Here is a 6,416-nt window from a genome sequence, read left to right as displayed (position 1 = left end):
TTGATCGCCTGTCGCGACCGCCGCCCGGGCAATGCCCTCAGTGTGGTTGCTCCCTGCAAAGCGCGATACCCTCACTTCTGCCAAAGTAGTGCTAGCAAGGGTTCCGCAACATTCTATCCTAGGTGCCAAATGGCAGCTAGCCGTGGTCCGGTTGCCATCCTAGCGGACCAGCGCTGACGGTTGCGACCAAGAGCCGCCTTGTCGCCCAAGCAGCTCCGCTGCTTCGGGCAGGTCTCGCGTGCGACGGATGTAAGCCGGATGGGCGGGAGGCAACGCGGCCCGGTCCGCGACAGCCCCTCCCGCGCTGGTGCAGGAGAGCAGGACGCCGCACACCTGTTGAATTCGAAGGATAAACGGCAATGCTGGTTTGCCGTAGTATAATATCGAATAATGTCGATTCGGACCGGGGAATGAGGGGGTTTCAATAGCTTCGAGCAGGAACGGATTGCCGGATTTGTTTGATCTGAGCACAGATCTACTGGTGCCGCCGCGCCTTGACATAAAGGGCGCGGTCCACGGCAATGCGCTCCAAAGTTATGCCTTCATGGCCCACAGGCGCCAAGTGCGACTTTCAGGATACAGCAAGCGCGGTGTCGAGGGATATCTCGCAAGCGATGGTGGCGATGAGCCGATTTTCCTCTCCGCAAAGGAAACCGGCGCTACTCTACCTACGGAAACAGTGCTTGTGCTGCCGCAGGCAACCGATGCACAAACCTGGTGCTCTCCCGAACGCCAGAAAGAAGCGTACTGGTATCGCCCGAAGCCGAAAGCGCCAGCGCTTGAAGACATCGTCGCAGGCGAAGCGCGCTGCCGTGCGATCACAGAGGGCTGGACAGGACAGTTCGTCTTCAAGCAGGAAGACCGCGAAAGTACACCGCCGGTAAAGGGACTGCGGCGGCCGCAGATCGGCGCGCTGTATGCGGCACTCGCGCATTGGAGTGTGGGAGAAGACCCCGCGACGATCGTCATGCCGACCGGGACCGGCAAGACCGAAACCATGCTTGCCCTTCTGGTCTGCGCCAGGCTGCCGCGGCTGATGGTTGTTGTACCCAATACGGCGCTGCGCGACCAGATTGCAGACAAGTTCCTGACGCTCGGCAAGCTCGCCGATTGCGGCTGCGTGCCGCCGGATGTACGGCCGCCCGTCGTGGCCATGCTGCGGCGCCGGCCTTCATCCGCCGCTGAAGTGGATGACATCTTCCGCCGCGCAAACGTGATCGTCGCCACGATGAATGTGGCAGGTCAGTGCAGCCCGGAAGTCCAGGAACGGATGGCGGTGCTGTGTTCGCACCTTTTTATCGATGAGGCGCATCATATCGCTGCGCGGACATGGGCTGAATTCAAGCGGCGCTTTCGAGAAAAGCCGATCCTGCAGTTTACCGCGACGCCGTTCCGTATGGACGGCAAGCGCATCGACGGCAAATACATCTATACCTATCCGCTGAGCCGCGCGCAGAAGGAAGGTTACTTCCGGGTGGTCAATTTCGTGCCTGTGGCAGAGTATGACCCGGACGATGCGGAGGCGGCAATTGCTGACCGTGCGGGACGGCAGTTGCAGGAAGACTGCAAGGCAGGCCGGGACCATTTGCTGATGGCGCGTGTGCGAACGACAAAGCGCGCAGATGACATCCTGGCGCTATATCGCGAGCGCTTCGCTGAATTCAGCCCGGTGGCGATACATACAGGCATCCCGGTTTCCGAGCGCCGGACACTGCTGCAGAAACTTAGAGACCGGGAGAGCCGCATCGTCGTTTGCGTCGATATGTTCGGCGAAGGTTTCGACATGCCTCAGCTGAAGGTGGCAGCGCTTCATGACCGGCACCAGAGCCTGCCGATCACCCTGCAGTTTATCGGCAGGTTCACTCGTGATCTTGAAGAAGTCGGTGATGCCCACGTCGTCGCGAATATTGCTGACGAAGGAATCTCTGATGCGCTACGAAACTTGTACGCCGAAGATTCGGACTGGAACCACCTTCTGAAGATGCTGAGCGAGGCCGCAACCGAACGGGCGCGAAAGCGCAATGAGGTCCTGGCCGGCTTCACCGGAAGTATGCGGGAAATTCCTTTGCAGACGCTTTTCCCGCGCATGAGCGCGGTTGCCTACAAGACCGACTGCGCAAACTGGAATCCCCTGCAAGTCGAGGATGCCATACCGGGGCCGCGCCTGCATGCCGGGCCGGTCGTGAACCCAGAAGCCAACATCGCCATCTATGTAACCAGGGATGAAGGCCCGATCCGATGGGGCGCCGTCAAACAGATCCAGAATGTCGAGTGGAACCTGCATGTGCTGCACTGGAATGAACAGCTCGGCATTCTCTTCATAAACAGTTCGAGCAAGGACTTTCACGAAGGGATTGCCGACGCCGTCTGCGGCTCAAAAACACGGTTTTCCGGAGAGAACATGTTTCGGGTGCTTGGCGGCGTCCGCCGGCTGACGCTGACCAATCTCGGCCTCAGCCACGCGCTCGGAAAGAACATTCGGTACACAATGTTCATGGGCGCGGACATCGCCGACGGTCTGTCCGAAGCGTCAAAGTTCAACCGGCGAAAATCGAACCTCTTCGGACTTGGCTACGAAGAAGACGAAAAGGTGACGATCGGCTGTTCGGCAAAGGGGCGCCTGTGGTCCTACAGGGTAGCTTACGACCTGTCGGAGTGGACCGACTGGTGCTCCCATGTCGGCGCGAAACTTCTCGATGAAAATATCTCGATCGAAGACGTCCTGACCAATGTCATCAAGGCGCGGCGCATCTCAACGCGCCCCTCACTCGTACCGGTCATGGTGTCGTGGCCGGAGGGCTTCCTGTCACAGGCAGAAGATCAGATTGAGCTGGAAATCGGACAGACCTGTGCCCCGTTCTTCGAATGCGAGCTGACAGTCTCCGAACATACGGAGAAAGGGCCGCTCCGCTTCAGTGTGATCGCCGGGACGCAGCAAGCAACCTTCGAGGTGGCGCTTTCCGAAGAACGGGCGGAATTCAAGCAGACGGCCGGACCGAGGGTCTTCGCAACCGTCCGGGGCGCCACCAAAACGCTCGCTGAATGGTTCAACGATGATCCGCCGATCATCCATTTTGCGAATGGTGACTTTCTCGTATTCAATGAACTGTTCGAACTGCCGCGCGGTGCAGACCGCCAGGCATTCGACCCGGCAAAGATCAGTGCCTGGACGTGGGATGGCATTGACCTGCGAAAAGAATCTCAGGGACAGGATAAATCGCCCGATTCAATCCAGCGGCATGTGATCGAGCGGATTCTGGCCGGGGAATTCGGCGACTTCGACGTTGTGTTTGACGGCGACGGCACCGGCGAGGTTGCCGATATCGTTGGACTGGTGCGCATCGGTGAAAAGCTGCGCGTCCTTCTGGTTCACTGCAAGCATTCAGCAAAGTCGACACCCGGTGCCCGGATCGACGATTTCTATGCTGTCTGCGGACAGGCCCAAAAATCCGTTCACTGGCGGGAGAACCCGCGGAAGCTTCTAAAGCACCTGCTCCATCAGGAAGAACTGCGGCTCAAATCGGGTGGCCCGTCCCGCTTCGAGCGCGGCGGCCGCCGCAATATTCAGAAGCTCATAAGCTCCTGCCGGGAGCTGTCATTCGCGTATGAAGTCGCGATTGTTCAGCCGGGCCTGTCCAAGGTAAAGCTCGCGCCCGCCTTTCTAGATGTTCTGGGCGCAACCGAGACCTTCCTTCAGGAAACCTTCTCCATTCCCCTGCAGGTCATTGCCAGTGCGCAGGCCCAGTCGGAAGGACCGCAGGACGCCACCGCGTCTTGAGTGTAATGCACTTTCCGGAGCTCAATCCGAGCGGCCGGGCCCATTCCACCTTCAAAGTGGCGCGACCGGAAGAACCGATATTCATGATTTTTTCGTAGAAGAACCTTTTTTCATGTGCTAGAATCAAAATTCAGGGAGAATGCCTCCCGGAACCGGTAAACAATGAACTGAGCACGGTATTCATGGCTTCAGCCGCAGGGAATCGATTTTCAGGGCCTGTGACCGTTTTTCAGGAAAAACGGCTGCCCGAGACCGCGACCCCGGCCGGCTACAGCGCCCTGATCGACACCTACGGCCTTGAAGCGCCGCTGCCGCGCATGCTGAGCGCAACCGGCGAACATCACCGCATCCTGGAGCGGGACGGCTGGCGAATCATGACCCCCCGCCACGCCCCGGAAGCAACCCTCGAAGGCCATCTGACCTTCGCTCTTAAATATGAAGGGCTCGACCTTGCGGTCCTGAAACGCCTGTTCCTTTCGACCGGCCCCGCCTCGATCGAGGCGATCGTTCGCGACAAGCCGACGGGCACCTATGCCCGCCGAGTCTGGTTTCTCTATGAATGGCTTACCGGCCAGAGGCTGGACCTGCCGGACGCAAAGACCGGCCGCTATGTGCCGGTGCTCGACCCGTCCCTGCAGTGGGGCATCGATGGTGAAACCGCCCCGCGCTACAGGCTGAAGAACAACCTGCCCGGCACCCCTGAATTCTGCCCGCTGGTCTTCCGCACCGAAACGCTTGATCAGCTCATCGCCTTGGACCTGCCGCAGCGCGCCAGGGAGATCGTCGCGAACGTACCGCGCGACGTGCTCGCCCGCACAGCTGCCTTTCTGCTGCTGAAAGACTCAAAATCCAGCTACGCCATCGAAGGCGAAAGCCCGCCCCAGGACCGTATACAGCGCTGGGGCCGCGCCATCGGCGAAGCCGGCCGCCAGCCGCTTGACACGGACGAACTGCTGCGCCTCCAGCGTATCGTCATCGGCGATGATCGCTTTGTCACGCTCGGCTTCCGCACCGAAGGTGGCTTCGTCGGCGAACATGACCGCGAAACCCGTATGCCGCTTCCGGATCATATCAGCGCCCGGCCCGAAGACCTGCCGCGTCTCACCGAAGGCATGATCGCCTTCGACCGCGGCCCCGCGCAGAGCATGGACGCCGTCATCGCCGCCGCCATCCTCGCCTTCGGCTTCGTGTATGTACACCCGTTCGAGGATGGCAACGGCCGCCTGCACCGCTATCTCATCCACCACGTTCTGGCCGAGCGCGGCTACAATCCTCCCGGCGTCGTCTTCCCAGTTTCCGCCGCCATCCTGGAGAGAATCGACCGCTACCGGGAAACTCTGGAAACCTATTCGGAACGCCTGCTTCCGCTCATAAGGTGGGAACCGACCGAGAAGTTCAACGTCCGGGTCCTGAACGATACGCACGACTTCTACCGCTTCTTCGACGCCACCCCGCACGCCGAATTTCTATACGAATGCGTCCGCCAGACCATCGAGCATGACCTGCCCTACGAGACCGATTTCCTCAGACGCTACGATGAATTTCGCAGGCGCATCGAAGCCATGATCGACATGCCCGAACGCACTATCGACCTGCTGTTCCGCTTCCTCAAACAGAACGGTGGCACCCTCTCAAATCGAGCCCGAGAGAAGGAATTTGCGGCGCTGACGGAGGCGGAAGTGCAGCAGATTGAAGAGGCTTACAAATCGGCTTTCGATATTCATACACCAGCCTGAAGCGGATTCCAGAATGCGAAATCACAGATCGCAAATGCAGGCTACTAATATGCAATGCAAAACCGAAAACTGCCGAAAATTTCTTTCGTATCACCAACGTGTCAGGGGTAGAGGTGAGACGGTAAATGAGTAAATACTGTATGAAAACATGACTCGTCTGACCAAAATAAATTATCCAGTCGTTGATTTGTTCGCCGGTCCAGGCGGGCTGGGCGAAGGCTTTGCCTCAGTGTGGAACAGTAACAGCTACATCTTCCGCTCTGAAATTTCGATTGAACAGGATCAGTTTGCGCACCGGACGCTTCTGTTGCGACACTTTTTCAGGTGCTTTTCCCCTGGCGAAGTGCCGGTGGAATACTATCGTTATCTCTCCGGAGAGCTGTCCCTGTCCGATCTGGCCGAAATGTATCCCCGTGAGTGGGCAAAGGCATCAGACTCGGCGTTGCATATATCTCTCGGCGACGCAACGCATGAGGATGTCCGGCGCCGGATTGCCGACAGACTGAAAGGCCGCAGTAAATGGGTTCTCGTTGGAGGTCCGCCGTGTCAGGCTTATTCGCTAGTGGGAAGATCGCGACGGGCGAATGATCCTGAGTTTGAACAGGACGAGAAGCACTTTCTCTACCGCGAATACCTGAGGATCATCACCGACCACAGACCGCCTGCGTTTGTGATGGAGAATGTGAAGGGCCTGCTCTCCGCAAAGGTGAACGGCGAACCGGTTCTGCAGAAGATACTGGCCGACCTCTCGCATCCGAAGCAGGCGGTCGGCAGCTCGGACAATGGTCTCGCCTACCGCCTCTATTCCCTAAGAGTCGGACTCGAAACTCATGGAGCGCGGGCCAGACGTCTTGCGAGGAGCATGACGGAGGCGGCGTGCAGGAAGGCTTCAGCCGAGGCGA

The 6,416-nt window shown here is 58.9% G+C and carries 3 protein-coding genes; all 3 read left to right on the top strand.

The features are described from left to right. Positions 1-454: 454 nt before the first annotated feature. Positions 455-3,778 (top strand): DEAD/DEAH box helicase, encoded by a 3,324-nt coding sequence (locus ACSSVZ_RS27775; RefSeq protein ID WP_453974110.1) that lies wholly within the window; start codon positions 455-457, stop codon positions 3,776-3,778. A gap of 182 nt (positions 3,779-3,960) precedes the next feature. Beyond that, positions 3,961-5,514, top strand: a complete 1,554-nt coding sequence (locus ACSSVZ_RS27770; RefSeq protein ID WP_453974109.1) for a Fic family protein — start codon at positions 3,961-3,963, stop codon at positions 5,512-5,514. A 148-nt stretch (positions 5,515-5,662) separates the two neighbouring features. Continuing rightward, a partial coding sequence (locus ACSSVZ_RS27765) for a DNA cytosine methyltransferase (protein WP_453974108.1) occupies positions 5,663-6,416 on the top strand: 754 nt, incomplete at its 3' end.

Source organism: Amorphus sp. MBR-141 (assembly GCF_053628695.1).
This window is presented reverse-complemented; position numbering and strand designations above follow the sequence as displayed.